We start from the raw sequence: 13,852 nt of genomic DNA on the forward strand, positions 1-13,852 counted from the left end.
TGGGGAGGAAACGGGGATTTTCAAGGGGCAGCGGGGCTCCGCCAGCCGGTCCGCACGGCCCATTCGTGCATCTCCCGCTTCCGCCGGGCGAGGTCCGCGGGTCTCGTCTCGGCGGCGGCGTTGCGCCGGTGCTTCGCGGTCGTTTCGGCGAGCGGCGCAAGGCCGATCGCGGCGCGCCGGGCGTCGACCTCGTCCGGCGCCTCGATCGGCAGCGGCGACATCAGCCCCTTCTCGTCCCAGTCGAACTGCGTGCCGTAGAGCTGCGGCCGGCCTTCGAGGCTGCGGATGCGGTCGGCGAGATAGGCCGGCTGCCATCCGGGCGCCTCGTCCCGTGCGGCGGCGGCTTCGAGCAGGGCGAGGCAGCGGCGCTGGAACCCGGGCTGGCCGATCGCATGCTGGGCGACGAGCCAGGCCGCCTCCTCCCCGTCCGTGCCAGCCAGTGCGACCGACGGCCAGCCCCGCTCCGCGATGATGGCGTCGAGCGCGGTGGCATTGGCGTCGTGCACCGCCTGCATCTCGGGATGATAGCCCTCGAACAGGCTGCCGTCGTCGGCGAGCCGGGTCCGCACGTCGAGATCGTGCCGGGCCATGGCCAGCAGCTGCTCGCGTAGCCCTTCGTCCACGCCGGCCTCCATCCTAGCCGGCCGGCAGGTCCGCCGGAACGCGGGTGTTCTGGTCGTGGATCAGCCGCCATTCGCCGTTCTCGCGGCGGAAGGTGAAGGTCACCCACGAACTGGTGTTGACGGGCTGCCCGTTGTCGGTGTCGCTGTAGAAGCTGCGCGTCGTGATCATCCCGTAGTCCGGCCCCTCGATCCTGGACAGGACCTGGAAGCGGATCGACCAGGTCGGGGAGGCGAAGAAGTCGCGGTGGAAGGCGAGGAACGCCGCGCGCGTGTCGGTCCGAGTGCCGTTGGGCAGGATCAGGGTCAGCGCCTCGCCGCTGGTGATGGTGCGCTCGAGCCCGGCCATGTCGCGCGCCTGCACCGCGGCGACATGGACTGCGAAGGTCTCGTCGAGGCTCGACTGGGCGACGGCCGGCGCCGCGGCGATGCACAGGGCGACCGGAAGAAGGGCGGAAAGGGGGCGCATGGGAAGCTCCGTCGGAGGACGCGCCTGCATCGGGCGCACACCGTCCGGCGTCAAGCCGCCGTGCCCGCACGCCTTGCATCCCGGACTTGGCGGGGCCAATAGGGTTCGATCATGCGAGAGGATCGGGGCTCAGCGGAATGAAATCGCACGAATTCGCCAGTCTGCTCTGCTCGCGCCTATGCCACGACCTGCTGTCGCCCGTAGGCGCGCTCAACAACGGCATCGAGTTGCTCGCCGACGAGCATGATCCCGAGATGCGCGCCCGCTGCCTCGACCTGCTCGCCGAGAGCGCGCGCGCGTCCGCCAACAAGCTCAAATTCTTCCGCCTCGCCTTCGGCGCCGCCGGCGGCTTCGCCGACGAGGTGGATTCGCGCGAGGCCCGCGCCGCGATCGAGGGCCTGTTCGGCGGCGACGGCCGCATTCAATTGGGCTGGATGGTCGACGAGCCGACGATGAGCAAGGCGGCGCTCAAGGTGCTGCTCAACATCGTGCTCATCGCCGGCGACTCGCTGGTCCGCGGCGGCAGCCTCGACATCGGCGCCGAGAAGCACGAGGCCGGGCTCGACATCGTCGTGCGCGCCGAGGGCCCGCGCATCGTGCTCGATCCCGAGCTCAAGAAGGTGCTGATCGGCGAGACGGGCGAGGACGAGGTCGCGCCGCGCGCCGCCGCCGCGTGGCTGGTCCACAGCCTGGTCGAGGAAGGCCAGGGGCAGCTCCAGGTCTCCGACGAGCAGGAGAACCTGCTCCTCGTCGGCGCGAGCCTGCCCGCCTAAGGCGTAAACAAGAAGCTGACAAAAAAGGCCCCGCCCAAAAGGGGTAAGGGCGGGGCCATTCTTGGCTCGGATGCCAGGCAGGGATCAGGCGGAGCGCTTGCCGAGCCTCTTGCGCGCCACCAAGGTTGCCGCCGCAGCGCCGAACAGCAGGATCATCGGCGGTGCCGGGACCGGCGTGCCGCCGGTCGACGTGGAGCCGTGTCCGCCGCTGGAGCTGGACGTAGACGAAGAGGTCGAGCTGCTGGTGCTCGAGCTGGTCGAGCTCGAGGTCGACGAGCTGGTGCTCGAGCTCGTGCTCGACGAGGTCGACACGTTGCCGCTTGACGTCGAGGTCGAGCTGGAGGTCGAGACATTGCCGCTCGACGTGGACACGTTGCCACTCGAGGTCGACACGTTTCCGCTCGACGTGGACACGTTTCCGCTCGACGTCGAAATGTTGCCGCTCGACGTGGAAGTCGAGCTGCCGCCACTGGATGTCGAGGTCGAGCTGCCGCCCGAGGAGGTCGAGGTGGATCCGGTCGAGCTGCTCGTCGAGGAGATGACGATATTGCCGCCCGAGGCGCTGCTGCCGCCGAAGAAGCCGCCCGAGAAGAAGCCGCCACCCCAGCCGCCGCCGAAGCCGCCCGAGCCGCCGATCACGACCGGCACGCCGCCACCGCCGCTCGCGACCGCCATCGGAGGCGGGGGCGGAGGGGGCACGAACATCGGCGGGATGATCGTGCGGGTGGTGACCGTGCCCGGCGCCGGCGCGGCGCAGGCGACGCGGCGCACCGTGCGGCGGATCACGCGGCGCTCCTGCGCGGCACGACGGACCTGCGCGGGCCGCTTCGAATCCTTGAGGACCGCCGGACGCGCCGGGGGATTTTCGGCGACGTGGACGGCGCCACCGCCGACGATCGCGCCACCGACGGTGCACGCGCAGAGCTTCGCCAAAGCCATTCGAACCGACATACCAGCTTCCCGTTTCTGGCCGGTCGACGAAGGTCCGAAGTTCTGCCCCGGGACCCGTCAGCCAGCGTGGCCATGGACGGAGCAGATGCAGACCGGCGGGGCGGGCGCAAGCGCGTTGACCCTCTCCGACCCCCGAATCGGGGTCCGCCACGGCCTTCCGTCCCAAAGCTGCACAGCTTGTCGGGCCGGATGAACGAAGGGGGGTGATCCGGCGGCGTTCCGCAGGCCGTCGCGGCGCGCGATTCGGCGGTTTCCGGATCGATTCGGCGGGCTTTCAGCAACCCGGGAGGCCGCCGCAGCGGCCTCGGAATGCGACAGATTCTCACCCCGTTTGAGCGACTTGTGCTGCCCTTGCCACAAAGCTATAGGCGCGCTGGGGCGGGAAGTGTCGAGTTCAATGAGGGTGCACCCGCTCCAGATGTCGGCTCCCGGTTCAGCCGGGACGAGGAGTGGAGGGGTAATGGCTACGCTTCATAGTGACGCTTTCGAACCGGGACCTGCCGTCGGCTACCGACCCACCGCCAATGAAGAGTTCATGAATACCGAGCAGCTCGCGTATTTCCGCATGAAGCTGCTCGGCTGGAAGGAAGCCATTCTTCGGGAATCGCGCGAGACGATGACCGAGCTGGCCAACGGCCCGATCCAGGAGGCCGACCTGACCGACCGCGCCTCGAGCGAGACCGATTGGGGCATCCACCTGCGCACCCGCGATCGCCAGCGCAAGCTCATCTCCAAGATCGATGCGGCGCTGCGGCGGATCGAAACCGGCGAATATGGCTTTTGCGAAGTGACCGGCGAGCCGATCAGCCTCGCCCGCCTCGAAGCCCGGCCGATCGCGACGATGACGGTCGAGGCGCAGGAGCGTCACGAAAAGAACGAGCGCATCTCGCGCGACGACTAGCGTTCCAAGGCGGATACCGACGAGTCGGAAATCGCGACGGCAGAAGGTATCAAACGAAAACGCCCCGGCACTGCCGGGGCGTTTTTCGTGGGAGAAGATGCCTGGCCTAGTGGAGGCCGGCGATCTCCTCCTTGATTCTGAGTTTTTCCTTCTTGAGCCGGTTGAGCGTCGTCGCATCCGGCATGGGGCGCTGGGTCTCTTCGATGATTCGGGCTTCGAGTCCTGCATGCTTGGCCTCGAGGGCCGAAACGTGCGCCTGGTGCATTCCCGTTTCTCCTCTGCTGCTCCGCTTACATCTAAGCACTTATCCGGGTGACTGTCTCCCCCGATCGGACCCGTCCAACGGATATGTACGGCGGACCGTCGAAGGTCTATTCTGCATCCCGTTAAGATTGGATGTGGAGCGAGGAGCCTCATGATAAGGAACGACTCGGACCCCCAACATTTCGGCGCGCAGGACGCCGGATCGCGCCTCATGATCCTGCGCACGGAACATCGCGATCTCGACACCGCGATCGACGCGCTGCGCAGCATGGCCGCGCCCGACCAGCTGCAGCTCGCCCGCCTCAAGAAACGCAAGCTCCGCCTCAAGGACGAGATCGCCGTCCTCGAGGACATGAGGGTTCCCGATATCATCGCCTGAGAGGGCGTATGCGTTCGTTCGTGGAACGCAATCCGCCGTCTGTCGAAAAAGTGGCCTCCTTCGCCCCCGCCAGGGTGTATTCTTCGGTCGTCCTTCGGGATTCGAGAAGGATGAGAAGGAGAGGACGACATGATTGCACGCTCACTGCTCCTGATCGGCGGATCGTTGCTGGTCGCGACGGCCGCCAACGCCCAGACGATCCATGTCCTCGGCACCAATGCCGATGCGATTGCCTGCTTCCGGGCAGCCGAGTCCGAGTCGCCGCGCCCGGAGGCGCTGCGGCCCTGCGGGGAGGCGCTGCGGAACACCGATCTCAGTGCACACGACCGCATCGCGACCTATGTCAACCGCGGCATCGTCAATTTCCGGACGGCGAATTTCGACGCGGCGATTGCGGACTTCGACACGGCACTGGATCTTCATCCCAACCAGCCGGACGCCCTGATCAACAAGGGCATCACGATGCTCGCGGCCGGCTCCGAGGTGAATTCGGCGGTGTCGATGATCGATCAGGGTCTCGCCAACCGTCCGCAGCGCCCATGGGTGGGCTATTGGGGCCGCGCCGTCGCGCATGAGCTGGCGGGGCGCGATGCCCAGGCCTATCGCGACTATAGCCGCGCCCGGCAGCTGCGTCCGGGCTGGCAGCCGGCGGAGCAGGCCTTGGCCCGCTTCTCGGTGCGCGGCGGCTGATTTTGGGACAGTCGCCTCCCTTTTCGCCGTTCCCGGTGCCGGCCGCTTGTGGCAGGTACCGGGCATGGCTGACGCAAGGGCCCAGACGGAGCTGACTCCCAAGCTGATCGACGGTCTCTACGTCGAGGCGATGGTGCTCGCCGACGAGGCACGTTCCTATTTCGACACCGCTGCGCGCGATGACCGCCTGACGCTCGATCCGATCGATCGCGTCGGCTTTTCCTGCGAGTCGCTCAAGGTCACCACCCGGCTGATGCATGTGATCGCCTGGCTCCTGACCCAGCGCGCCGTCGCCACGGGCGAACTGAGCCGCGGGGAGGCGCGTACCGACGAACGCCGGCTCGGCACCGCTGCCGACAGCGACACCGCCTTGCTGCCCCGCCTGCCGAACGCGGCCATCGAGCTCGTTCGCGCGAGCGAGGAGCTCTACGACCGGGTTCGCCGCCTCGATCTCGGCGTCTTCACGGCCCCGATGGGCAGCCCGGCGCGCAGCCTGATGAGCCGGCTCGAGCGCTCGCTCTAGACCACGTCCCATTTGCGTCGGACTGCGCAGGCTTCGCCTGCCTGCCGCGGGCCACCGCCGGCAAGGCCCGACCCGATTCCGGCACAATTTCACCGCGGACCCCGTGAAAACCCGGTATTGAGACCGGTTTCCTTGGGGCCTAAACTGATGTCACGAAAAGGGTTTCTTCCCCATTTCGTACCGGACGGGGTCAAAGGAAGAGACGGCGCGTCTCCAAACCAGCGCTCCTGTTCCTCCCGTCCGGCTCCCCTTTCCGCCTACAGGCGGAAGGGCAGGGTCTTCGCGAACATCGCCTCGCGCGAGGCGACGCCCATCTTAGCGTAGATGTGGCGGATGTGCGAGCGCACCGTTTCGATCGACAGTCGCGTCGCGCCGGCAATCTCCTCGGCGGTATGGCCGTCGATCATCCGCAGGAGCACCCGATATTCCGATGGTGTCAGTCGGAAGGCGCGCTCCACGTCGGCGTGCAGCGCCCGGAACGAAGTCGTGCGCAAGAAGGTGAGGCCGATCCTGTCGACGCCCCCGATCTGCCGCCCGCGCAACAGCAAATGCCCGTCGCCGTCCGCGGCGGGCAGGGCGAGGGTGCTGAGCACGGCCTCGCATCCCTTCACGAACGCGGCCAGCGCCTGTTGATGCACCTGTGCGCGGGCGACGATGATGCCGTCGCTCAGGCGGAGATCGTCGCCCGCTGCCAGCGCCGCGCGACCTGCCTCATTGGCCCACACCAGTTCAAGCGCACGCGTGCAGACGAGATGCGGCTGTGGCTCCAGATCGAGCCAGGCGAGGGCCAGCGCGCCCTGATCCAGGCCGGCCTCCGGTGCGTCAGCGCCCCCTCGAGCCATTCATCGCGCCCCTTTGAGCCAGCTGAAGGACCAGAGAAATTTGTCGAACAAGCGGCCGTGCATTCAACCCAGAAATTCCAAAACTCTCGCAATGTCAAATGCCGAAGACACTATACGATTTTACATGCATGGGAATAAATAGGTGGGAAGATTTACTGACGACAAAGATCAGTTGTTGAAATGAACTCCATCGCAATAGAAACAGTATTCTAAATTTATCCCGTTCCGCATGTGCCAATATCGGACATGGGCCGGAATAGCGCGACCAACGGTGCATGGTTCGGTCGTTACCGCATCTCCGCCAGTTTTCGGCATATCGTTCAAAACATTTCGGAAATTTATGGTTAATAAAAAGTGGAGCACTGATTTCTCCCCAATATAGGGGATATTCGTGTCGCCCGTTTGGCTCTACCCATGAAATCGCCTGATCCGGGGGGATGGCGAGTCGTTTTAGAACGCTTTCTTCCCTGTGAAGGTCCGCGGTGACCGGGTCCTATTGGAGACGGACCCGGCCGGCGCGGCAACGACATGGGGAAGAAATCCGATGCGATTCGCACATGCGGCGATCGTCGCGGCGATGTTTGCCGCGCCTGCCACAGCAGCCGATATCGAGAACGTCCGGTCGCTCGACATGACCGTCCAGGGCACCATCGCGCAGCGCTGCGCGATGGGTACGATCGGCAATATGGACTTCGGCGATCTCAATCGCCCCGGGCTTGGCGCCGTCGCGCGGGTCAGCCTCGACTGCAACATCCCCTTCAACATGCAGATCCGCGCCCAGAACGGGTGGCTCGCGCATCAGCAGATGCCGTCGGGCCAGGGCCCCTATTCGGGCAGCCTTCCCTATACGATCGGAGTTTCGATGCCGATCCGCAAGCCGCGGACGTCGGTCGTCGCGCGGAACTTCGAAGGCCGTGAGCTGCAAGGCGCCGGCCGCACCATCTCCAGCGAGGGCGGCATCGCCGTCGACGGCATGGCCCTCAGCGTGGCCTTGGGAAGGCCTTCGGGAGAAGCCGGCCTCTTGGCCGGCGAATATGGCGAGACGATCGAGATCACGATCACGCCGAGCTGATAATGGCGCGCCGATTCCAAGCAATCGGCGGGTCGAATGAAGTGGTGGAATGAAGATGTTTTTGATCGGCCAAGAACCGGCAATTCCGCCGGGGAGGGTCATAAGTAGAAGAGGAAAGTTGTTATGAAGACCATTCTCCGCGGCGCAGTTGCCGCCGTTGCCATCATGTCGTTCGCCGGCACCGCGGCTGCGCAGACCAATCAGACCCACTATGCGGGTCCGCTGGGCTACACCTCCACCAATCCGACCGGTCTGGGCGCCCTTGGTGCGGCGCTCCTGTTCGCCGGCGGCTTCGGCACGCGCTACACCGCCCAGGCGGGTGCGCTCGGCAACACCCAGACCGCCACGCCGACCGTGACGACCAACTTCGCCCTCACCGGCAGCGTCACCAAGGATTGCTCGTTCTATGCCGGCAACAGCGCTGCCGCGACCAACATCGACTTCGGTCAGATCGGCGTTCGCACCGGCAACAACGAAAACGTCGCGGACGCGTTCGAGATGGTCGGTCCGGCGGTTGCCAACATCAACAGCGCCACGGCCGGCTGCAACTTCAACAACACCGTGTCGCTCGCGAAGGCCAATGGCGTTTCGGGCATGGTGAACAGTGCGGCTGGTGGCTATGACAGCAACCAGTTCCAGGCGAACATCCCCTACACGATTGCCGCGAACTGGACCGGCACGACCAATCAGTCGGGTCCGCAGGCCGGCTCGGCTCAGAGCCTGAACGTTGCGGCCAATGCCGGCAGCAACTCGATCGGTCAGGGCGCATGGCGCTCGTCGTTCAACATGCTCGTGACCGCGGCGCCTGCGACCAACGCGCTCGTCGCCGGCACCTATTCGGACACGATCACGCTGACGCTTGCGGCGCTGTAATCGGGTCTGATGGATCACTGAAGGGAAGGGGGAGGAGCAATCTTTCCCCTTCCTTAGTGATTTCTGGCCATCTGGCCGCTTTCTCCAATTTATCGGATGTCGAGTATGACAGCGTTCTTTCGTTCCGCCGGGTCCGCATGGCGCGCCGCGATCGCCGCCCTGATCGTGATCGCCGCCTCGACCGCCGCCTATGCGATGCGAGTCTCGCCGATGGTGGTCGAGATGGAAACCCGCGGCTCCAACGCTGTCGCCAGGATCGAGGTGCAGAACCTCAATCCCGGCAATCTCGCCTACGAGACCCGGATCACACGCATGCAGTTCGATGAGAACGGCAATGTGACGGAAACACCGGCCGATGAAGAATTCCTCGTCTTCCCGCCGCAGGGCGTGCTGCCGACCAACGGCCGCCAGGTCATCCGCCTGCAGTGGGTCGGCCCGGCCGAGATTCCGGCGTCCCAGGCTTATTATGTGTCGGTGAATCAGCTTCCCGTCGCGCTCGAGCCGGGCGCCCCCGAAAATCTCGGCGCGCAGGTCCAGATCGTCTACCATATGAAGGCGCTGGTAATCGTCGCGCCGCCTGGCGCGACGCCCAATGTCGAAACGGCTTCCGCCCGCGCGATCGACTATCAGCCGCCGCCGCCGCCAGACGGCTCGGCTACCCCGCCGGCGGGTCCCGGCGTCGAGATCCGGTTGCGCAATACGGGTCGCCGCCATGCGCTGATGTCGGTCTATGGCTGGCGCATCGAAGGCATGGGCCTGGACGGTCAGCCGCTGCGACTGGACGTGAGCCCGGACGAACTCAATCGGGCGATCGGCACCGGTTACGTCCCCGCTCTCGGCGAGCGTACCTTCCGCTTCCCGGTGAGCTATGGCTTCGGGCCGCAGCCCATTCGGGTCAGTTTCACGCAGTGACGCGCACCCACCTGTTCTGCGCCGTCGCATTGTCCGCCTTCTGGGTGGGCGAGGCTTACGGGCAGGCGAGCGTGCCCTTGCCGGCCGCGCAGCCGACCACGCCGGTGCCGTTGCCCGGGGCGACTCCCTCGGCACCCGCGCCAACCGTCGGTCAGTCGCGCGTCCCTATCGGGCGTCATGGCCGGCCCGACCTCAATCCCTACGAGCGCGACATCGACATGACGGTGCCGCTCACCTATCGGAACCGCAATCTCGGCGACATTCCGGTGCGGCTCACCTTCGACGACCAGTTCTTCGTCGAGACCGCGACGTTCGTCCGGCTGATCACCCCGCTCCTGAACGAGGAGGCTCTTGGTGCCGTCGTGTCGCGGTTGCAGCCGCGCCAGACGTTTACCGCCGAGGATCTCGCGGCCAGCGGGGTTTCGCTGGAATATGATCCGAGCAGCCTTTCGGTGGTCGTGCTGCGCATCGAGCCGTCGCAGCGGGCCGTCGAGATGCTGTTCGCGCCGCCGGCCGATGATCGGGACGACATCACCTTGCAGCCGGCCGAATTCTCCGGCTATCTCAACCTCAATGTCATCCAGAGCTATTTCTGGGAAGAATCCGACGCCGATCTCCCTACCGTCGCCTTGAACGGCGCGCTGCGCTTCGGACGCTTCGTCTTCGAAGGAGACGGGCAGTTCGGCCAGGAGATCGGGCTGACCGGAGACAGCTATCGCTTTGAACGCAATTATGCGCGGCTGGTCTACGATCAGCCCGAAGATTTTCGGCGCTGGATGGTGGGTGATCTCAGCCCCGAAATCCGCGGACAGCAGACCTTCGTCCAGATCGGCGGTGTCGGCGTGCTGCGGCAAAGGCGGCGCTTCAACGACTTCCGGTCCGCCGTCCTGCAAGGCAATCGGCAGCTCGTCCTGCAGCGCGAATCGACCGTTCGGGTGATCCGCAACGGCGTGCTCTATCGCGAGCTGCGCCTGGATGCCGGCGCCTATGATTTCAGCTCGCTGCCGTTGCTGACCGGCAGCAATGACGTCCAGATCGAGGTTCGCGACAATAGCGGATTCGTCCAGAGCCTGAACTACCAATCCTATCTCGACCCGATCGATCTCGATCCGGGCGACTATGAATATGGCGCCTATATCGGCCCGACCAGCCAACGCTTTGGCCGCTCGCCCGATTATGATGGTCCGGTCGCCTTTTCCGGCTTTTTTCGGAAGGCGTTCTTGAACCGGCCGGCGATCGGCATCGGATTGCAGGCGAGCCGGGAGGTGCAGACCCTTACCGGCCAGACTCAGTTCGTGGTGGGAAATGGCGGCCGTATCCTGGTGGACGGTGGCGTTAGCAATTCGCGCGGAGTCGGTCAGGGTTACTCGGTCGGTGTCGCCTACGACCAGCTTATCGACCGGGCTGGATTGTTGGACACGTTCACCATCCGGGCGGACTATCTCTCGCGCAATTTCGCGAGCCTGGGAAACCCGGATGCGCTAAACACCACCTCCTGGAGCCTCAACGGGCAATATGCCCGCTCGATCAGCTACAAGCTCACCGTCCTGCTCAACGCCTCTTATATTCGTGGCCGGGGCAATCAGGGCGACAGCTATCGTCTCGGCGCACTCGCATCTTACCGGATATCCGAGCGCTGGAGTGTGCGCGCGGGCGTCGACTATGCGCGCTATCCGAGCTCCTTCGCGCGTGGCGACGGCTTCGGTGTCAACATCGCCCTTGTCTATCAGCCCGATTATCGGCGCCGTGCCGAGGCGCGTTACGAAAGCAATACCGACACCGCCCAGCTTTCCTATGTGCAATCCGGCCTCAACCAGATCGGCAGCGTCGGCTTCGGCGGCCTGGTCTCGCGCGAGGATGGTGCGGTGCGCGCGCAGGCCTTTGCAGACTATATCGGTAACCGCTTCGACGCGTCGATCAGCCATGCCAGCTTCGGCCAGAGCCTGTCCTCGTTCGGCGGCGTGAATGTCACCACCGCACGTGTCGGCACTACTCTCGCCTTCGCCGACGGCATGTTCGGCGTCGGTCGCCGGATCAACGACAGCTTCATGCTCCTCTATGCACATCCCAATCTCGGCGATCGACGGGTGGTCGCCGGACAGTCGCTCGCCAGCAACGACTATATCAGCCGTAGTGGCGCGCTGGGCGGCGCGGTTAACAACTTCTTGACCTCCTATGTGACACAATCCGTGCAATATGACGTCGAGGATCCACCGACCGGTTATGATGTCGGCCCGGGCGTCGTGCGGGTGAGGCCGCCCTATCGCAGCGGCTATGCTTTGCGTATTGGTACGGATGCGTTCGTGAGCGCGATCGGCACGCTGCTTCTGCCAGATCGTCAGCCTGTGTCGCTGGTTGGCGGCCGCGTGATTCTGCTGGGCGAGCCGGCGGGAGAGCCAGTGCCGTTCTTCACGAACTCGGTGGGCCGGTTCGCGGTTGCGAACCTGCTGCCGGGCAGACGATACAAGGTTGAGATATATGGAAGGCCCGGCACGTTCGAATTCGAGGTTCCTCAGGATTCCACCGGCCTCGTCGATTTGAGCACGGTTCTCCTCGGGGCTGGCAATTGAGGTAACAAGATGATGAAGTTCATTCACCTTCTCCTCGCTGCCGCCTTCGCGGTGCTTCCCGCTGCGGTCGCCGGGCAAAGCGCCGCACCGCCCGCCGCCTGCCGGCTGCGGATCGACGCCGCCGCCTCAAGCTGGATCATTCGTGGCTATGATCCCTTCGGCAACAGCGCGCCTTCGGGCACTTTCGAGCTTATCTTTACCAATGAAGGTGATCGCGAATGCACCTTCTATCCAATTTTCTCCGTCGATCAGGAGCCGTTCGGCTTGCGTGCGAACAACGGCCGGCGCGTGCCTTATGCGTTGGCGGACATGTACGGAAACTACGACGCGACGCCGGTCGCCGGCCGCACCCAGCGCCGCGCGACCCGACGCAGCGTGGTCGTTGCGCCGCGCAGCCAACAGGTCGTGCAATATGGCTTCACGGTCGCCGAGGACATGATCTCAGGCGACGGCCTCTATGATCAGCGCGTCCAGATCGAGGCCGAAGGAACGGACGGCCTCCCGCTCAGCGCACGTCAGCTCGTGCTCGGCATCGATGTGTTGCCCTCGGCGACGCTTGGCCTGTCGGGTGCTTACCAGGTGAGCAACGGCCAGGCGCTGGTCGATCTCGGCGAATTGCGCGAGGGTTTTGCCGAGGTTCCATTACAGCTCCGCGTGCAGAGCACCCGGCGTTACAAGCTCATCCTCGAGTCGCAGAACAATGGCCGCCTCGAGCTGCCGGGGACCGACTGGTTCGTGCCTTATCAGATGAGCCTGGGCGGTCAGTCGGTGGCACTATCGAGCGGCCGCGGCGAACTTTCGGGGCAGAACGGGCAGGGCCTCACCCGGGAGTCCCTGCCGATCAGGTTCCGCATCGGCGATGTCTCGGATCAGCGTGCCGGCACCTATAGTGACGTGATTTCGGTGTCGGTCGAGCCCTTGTAAATCGTTTATCACTAACGGAATTTTTACCAAACCTGCGTAAAACCGCAGCATCTGGCTTAACTAATATTCAAAACCTTATCGGTTAAGCACGCCTCCAGGACGGCCAAAGGTCGCAACGGGAAGGTGTGCAATGCTGCAGAAATGTGCTCCGGCCGCACTGGCGTGCGCTCTTGTGATGGCGAGTGCGCCAGCAGGCGCGGAATCCCTCAATTTCAATCTCAGGGCGACCGTTCCGGTCTCCTGCTTCGTCCGGCACACGGCAGCGGGTGCGGGCCCGTCTGCCGGCGCCGCCGTGGCGCTCGGGCAGATCAACGAATTCTGCAATGCGCCGGGCGGCTACGAGGTCGTTGTCTCTTACGCTCCGGGCACGCTGCGCGGCGCCGTCCTGTCGGTCGGCAACGAGCAGGTGGTGCTGAACGGGTCGGGTCAGGCGGTGCTGAGCCGGGCCCAGGGCCCGCGCATCCGCGAACGGGCGCTGACCGCCCTGCCGGGTGCCGGCGGATTCGACACCGATCGCATCGATTTCCGGATCCAGCCGCTATAGGTTGGCAGCGACTTAGGCCGAAACTTCAGGATTCGCCGGTCGCCTTCCAGCGGCCGGCGTTTCGTTTTTCCGACGGACCCCCAAACGACAAGTGCCCGGGCGTTTTCGCCCGGGCACCCGTGTGACGGCTTGCGCCGTCGACCCCCTTGTGACGCTTCCTGCCCGCGCGCCCCTCTCACCTCGCAAGAGAAAGGCGGGGCCGAAGCCTCCCCGAACCAGGCCTAAGTCCTTGGTCTCGTGGGCTGGACGCTATGCCCGCCTTTTGCTTTTGTCATCGCCCTATCGCCGTTGCGGCGGAATTTAGGCCGGCCCTGTGGCCCGCGAGCCACAGGCGATCGGGGGGCGCCGCTCGTGTTGCGTTGCCGCCCGGCGCCCCGCAGGGCCTGTACCCATAACCGGCAACGGCCGTGACGGAGTGGATTTTGGTGCAGGGCAAGGAGTGAGGAGGGAGCGATGCTGGGCGCATCGTGACCGACGAGCGACGCCGCCCTGCGCCAAAAGCCGCCCGCCGCTTCGCGGTCGTCGGGAGAGGCCAGCGGGCGGCG

At 65.2% G+C, this 13,852-nt stretch carries 16 protein-coding genes; 12 read left to right on the top strand and 4 right to left on the bottom strand.

Annotated elements, in window-relative coordinates:
• Positions 1–20: 20 nt before the first annotated feature.
• Positions 21–623 carry a DUF6624 domain-containing protein gene (locus tag RCO27_RS17325; RefSeq protein ID WP_309003951.1) on the bottom strand — a complete coding sequence of 201 codons (603 nt, stop codon included), beginning with the start codon at positions 621–623 and terminating at the stop codon, positions 21–23.
• A 13-nt stretch (positions 624–636) separates the two neighbouring features.
• A complete protein-coding gene (locus tag RCO27_RS17330; RefSeq protein ID WP_309003952.1) occupies positions 637–1,089 on the bottom strand; it encodes a nuclear transport factor 2 family protein in 453 nt (150 codons plus the stop codon).
• Between the two features lie 137 nt (positions 1,090–1,226).
• On the opposite strand from RCO27_RS17330, the gene RCO27_RS17335 reads away from it, so the two are divergent.
• The 3 genes from RCO27_RS17335 (at position 1,227) to dksA (ending at position 3,714) form a co-directional block, all read left to right on the top strand.
• Positions 1,227–1,862, top strand: coding sequence for a histidine phosphotransferase family protein (locus tag RCO27_RS17335; RefSeq protein WP_309003953.1), 636 nt, complete (start codon positions 1,227–1,229; stop codon positions 1,860–1,862).
• Between the two features lie 97 nt (positions 1,863–1,959).
• Positions 1,960–3,006 (top strand): hypothetical protein, encoded by a 1,047-nt coding sequence (locus tag RCO27_RS17340; RefSeq protein WP_309003954.1) that lies wholly within the window; start codon positions 1,960–1,962, stop codon positions 3,004–3,006.
• 267 nt (positions 3,007–3,273) lie between these two features.
• Positions 3,274–3,714 carry an RNA polymerase-binding protein DksA gene (gene dksA, locus RCO27_RS17345; RefSeq protein ID WP_309003955.1) on the top strand — a complete coding sequence of 147 codons (441 nt, stop codon included), beginning with the start codon at positions 3,274–3,276 and terminating at the stop codon, positions 3,712–3,714.
• Between the two features lie 106 nt (positions 3,715–3,820).
• Here dksA and RCO27_RS17350 read toward each other — a convergent pair whose 3' ends face one another.
• The gene (locus RCO27_RS17350) at positions 3,821–3,979 is read right to left on the bottom strand and encodes a YdcH family protein (protein ID WP_309003956.1); all 159 of its coding nucleotides are present in this window, start codon (positions 3,977–3,979) and stop codon (positions 3,821–3,823) included.
• Between the two features lie 210 nt (positions 3,980–4,189).
• Here RCO27_RS17350 and RCO27_RS17355 point away from each other — a divergent pair, with 210 nt between their 5' ends.
• From RCO27_RS17355 to RCO27_RS17365, 3 genes are all read left to right on the top strand, one after another.
• Positions 4,190–4,357, top strand: a complete 168-nt coding sequence (locus RCO27_RS17355; RefSeq protein ID WP_309003982.1) for a DUF465 domain-containing protein — start codon at positions 4,190–4,192, stop codon at positions 4,355–4,357.
• Between the two features lie 129 nt (positions 4,358–4,486).
• Positions 4,487–5,047 (top strand): hypothetical protein, encoded by a 561-nt coding sequence (locus RCO27_RS17360; protein WP_309003957.1) that lies wholly within the window; start codon positions 4,487–4,489, stop codon positions 5,045–5,047.
• Positions 5,048–5,111: 64 nt separating this feature from the next.
• Positions 5,112–5,570, top strand: a complete 459-nt coding sequence (locus RCO27_RS17365; RefSeq protein WP_309003958.1) for a DUF1465 family protein — start codon at positions 5,112–5,114, stop codon at positions 5,568–5,570.
• A gap of 257 nt (positions 5,571–5,827) precedes the next feature.
• On the opposite strand, the gene RCO27_RS17370 is transcribed toward RCO27_RS17365, so the two are convergent.
• The gene (locus RCO27_RS17370; RefSeq protein ID WP_309003959.1) at positions 5,828–6,412 is read right to left on the bottom strand and encodes a LuxR C-terminal-related transcriptional regulator; all 585 of its coding nucleotides are present in this window, start codon (positions 6,410–6,412) and stop codon (positions 5,828–5,830) included.
• A 544-nt stretch (positions 6,413–6,956) separates the two neighbouring features.
• Here RCO27_RS17370 and RCO27_RS17375 point away from each other — a divergent pair.
• The 6 genes from RCO27_RS17375 to RCO27_RS17400 all read left to right on the top strand — a co-directional run bounded on the left by RCO27_RS17375 (position 6,957) and on the right by RCO27_RS17400 (position 13,307).
• The gene (locus RCO27_RS17375) at positions 6,957–7,484 is read left to right on the top strand and encodes a hypothetical protein (protein WP_309003960.1); all 528 of its coding nucleotides are present in this window, start codon (positions 6,957–6,959) and stop codon (positions 7,482–7,484) included.
• A 123-nt stretch (positions 7,485–7,607) separates the two neighbouring features.
• Positions 7,608–8,357, top strand: coding sequence for a hypothetical protein (locus tag RCO27_RS17380; protein WP_309003961.1), 750 nt, complete (start codon positions 7,608–7,610; stop codon positions 8,355–8,357).
• Between the two features lie 105 nt (positions 8,358–8,462).
• Positions 8,463–9,269 (top strand): molecular chaperone, encoded by an 807-nt coding sequence (locus RCO27_RS17385; RefSeq protein ID WP_309003962.1) that lies wholly within the window; start codon positions 8,463–8,465, stop codon positions 9,267–9,269.
• Positions 9,266–11,839 (top strand): hypothetical protein, encoded by a 2,574-nt coding sequence (locus tag RCO27_RS17390; protein ID WP_309003963.1) that lies wholly within the window; start codon positions 9,266–9,268, stop codon positions 11,837–11,839. The genes RCO27_RS17385 and RCO27_RS17390 overlap by 4 nt, the downstream gene beginning before the upstream one ends.
• Before the next feature lie 9 nt (positions 11,840–11,848).
• The gene (locus tag RCO27_RS17395; protein ID WP_309003964.1) at positions 11,849–12,763 is read left to right on the top strand and encodes a hypothetical protein; all 915 of its coding nucleotides are present in this window, start codon (positions 11,849–11,851) and stop codon (positions 12,761–12,763) included.
• 175 nt (positions 12,764–12,938) lie between these two features.
• Entirely contained in the window at positions 12,939–13,307 is a 369-nt protein-coding gene (locus tag RCO27_RS17400) for a hypothetical protein (RefSeq protein ID WP_309003965.1), read from the top strand.
• Positions 13,308–13,852 lie beyond the last annotated feature (545 nt).

The organism is Sphingosinicella sp. LHD-64 (assembly GCF_031157375.1).
Classification (GTDB): domain Bacteria; phylum Pseudomonadota; class Alphaproteobacteria; order Sphingomonadales; family Sphingomonadaceae; genus Allosphingosinicella.

Coding starts and splice junctions, on each gene's coding strand:
- RCO27_RS17360 (WP_309003957.1), top strand. CDS start 4,487: ATGATTGCACGCTCACTGCTCCTGATCGGCGGATCGTTGCTGGTCGCG.
- RCO27_RS17375 (WP_309003960.1), top strand. CDS start 6,957: ATGCGATTCGCACATGCGGCGATCGTCGCGGCGATGTTTGCCGCGCCT.
- RCO27_RS17400 (WP_309003965.1), top strand. CDS start 12,939: ATGGCGAGTGCGCCAGCAGGCGCGGAATCCCTCAATTTCAATCTCAGG.
- RCO27_RS17385 (WP_309003962.1), top strand. CDS start 8,463: ATGACAGCGTTCTTTCGTTCCGCCGGGTCCGCATGGCGCGCCGCGATC.
- RCO27_RS17330 (WP_309003952.1), bottom strand. CDS start 1,089: ATGCGCCCCCTTTCCGCCCTTCTTCCGGTCGCCCTGTGCATCGCCGCG.
- RCO27_RS17365 (WP_309003958.1), top strand. CDS start 5,112: ATGGCTGACGCAAGGGCCCAGACGGAGCTGACTCCCAAGCTGATCGAC.
- RCO27_RS17350 (WP_309003956.1), bottom strand. CDS start 3,979: ATGCACCAGGCGCACGTTTCGGCCCTCGAGGCCAAGCATGCAGGACTC.
- RCO27_RS17355 (WP_309003982.1), top strand. CDS start 4,190: ATGATCCTGCGCACGGAACATCGCGATCTCGACACCGCGATCGACGCG.
- RCO27_RS17370 (WP_309003959.1), bottom strand. CDS start 6,412: ATGGCTCGAGGGGGCGCTGACGCACCGGAGGCCGGCCTGGATCAGGGC.
- RCO27_RS17395 (WP_309003964.1), top strand. CDS start 11,849: ATGATGAAGTTCATTCACCTTCTCCTCGCTGCCGCCTTCGCGGTGCTT.
- dksA (WP_309003955.1), top strand. CDS start 3,274: ATGGCTACGCTTCATAGTGACGCTTTCGAACCGGGACCTGCCGTCGGC.
- RCO27_RS17335 (WP_309003953.1), top strand. CDS start 1,227: ATGAAATCGCACGAATTCGCCAGTCTGCTCTGCTCGCGCCTATGCCAC.
- RCO27_RS17380 (WP_309003961.1), top strand. CDS start 7,608: ATGAAGACCATTCTCCGCGGCGCAGTTGCCGCCGTTGCCATCATGTCG.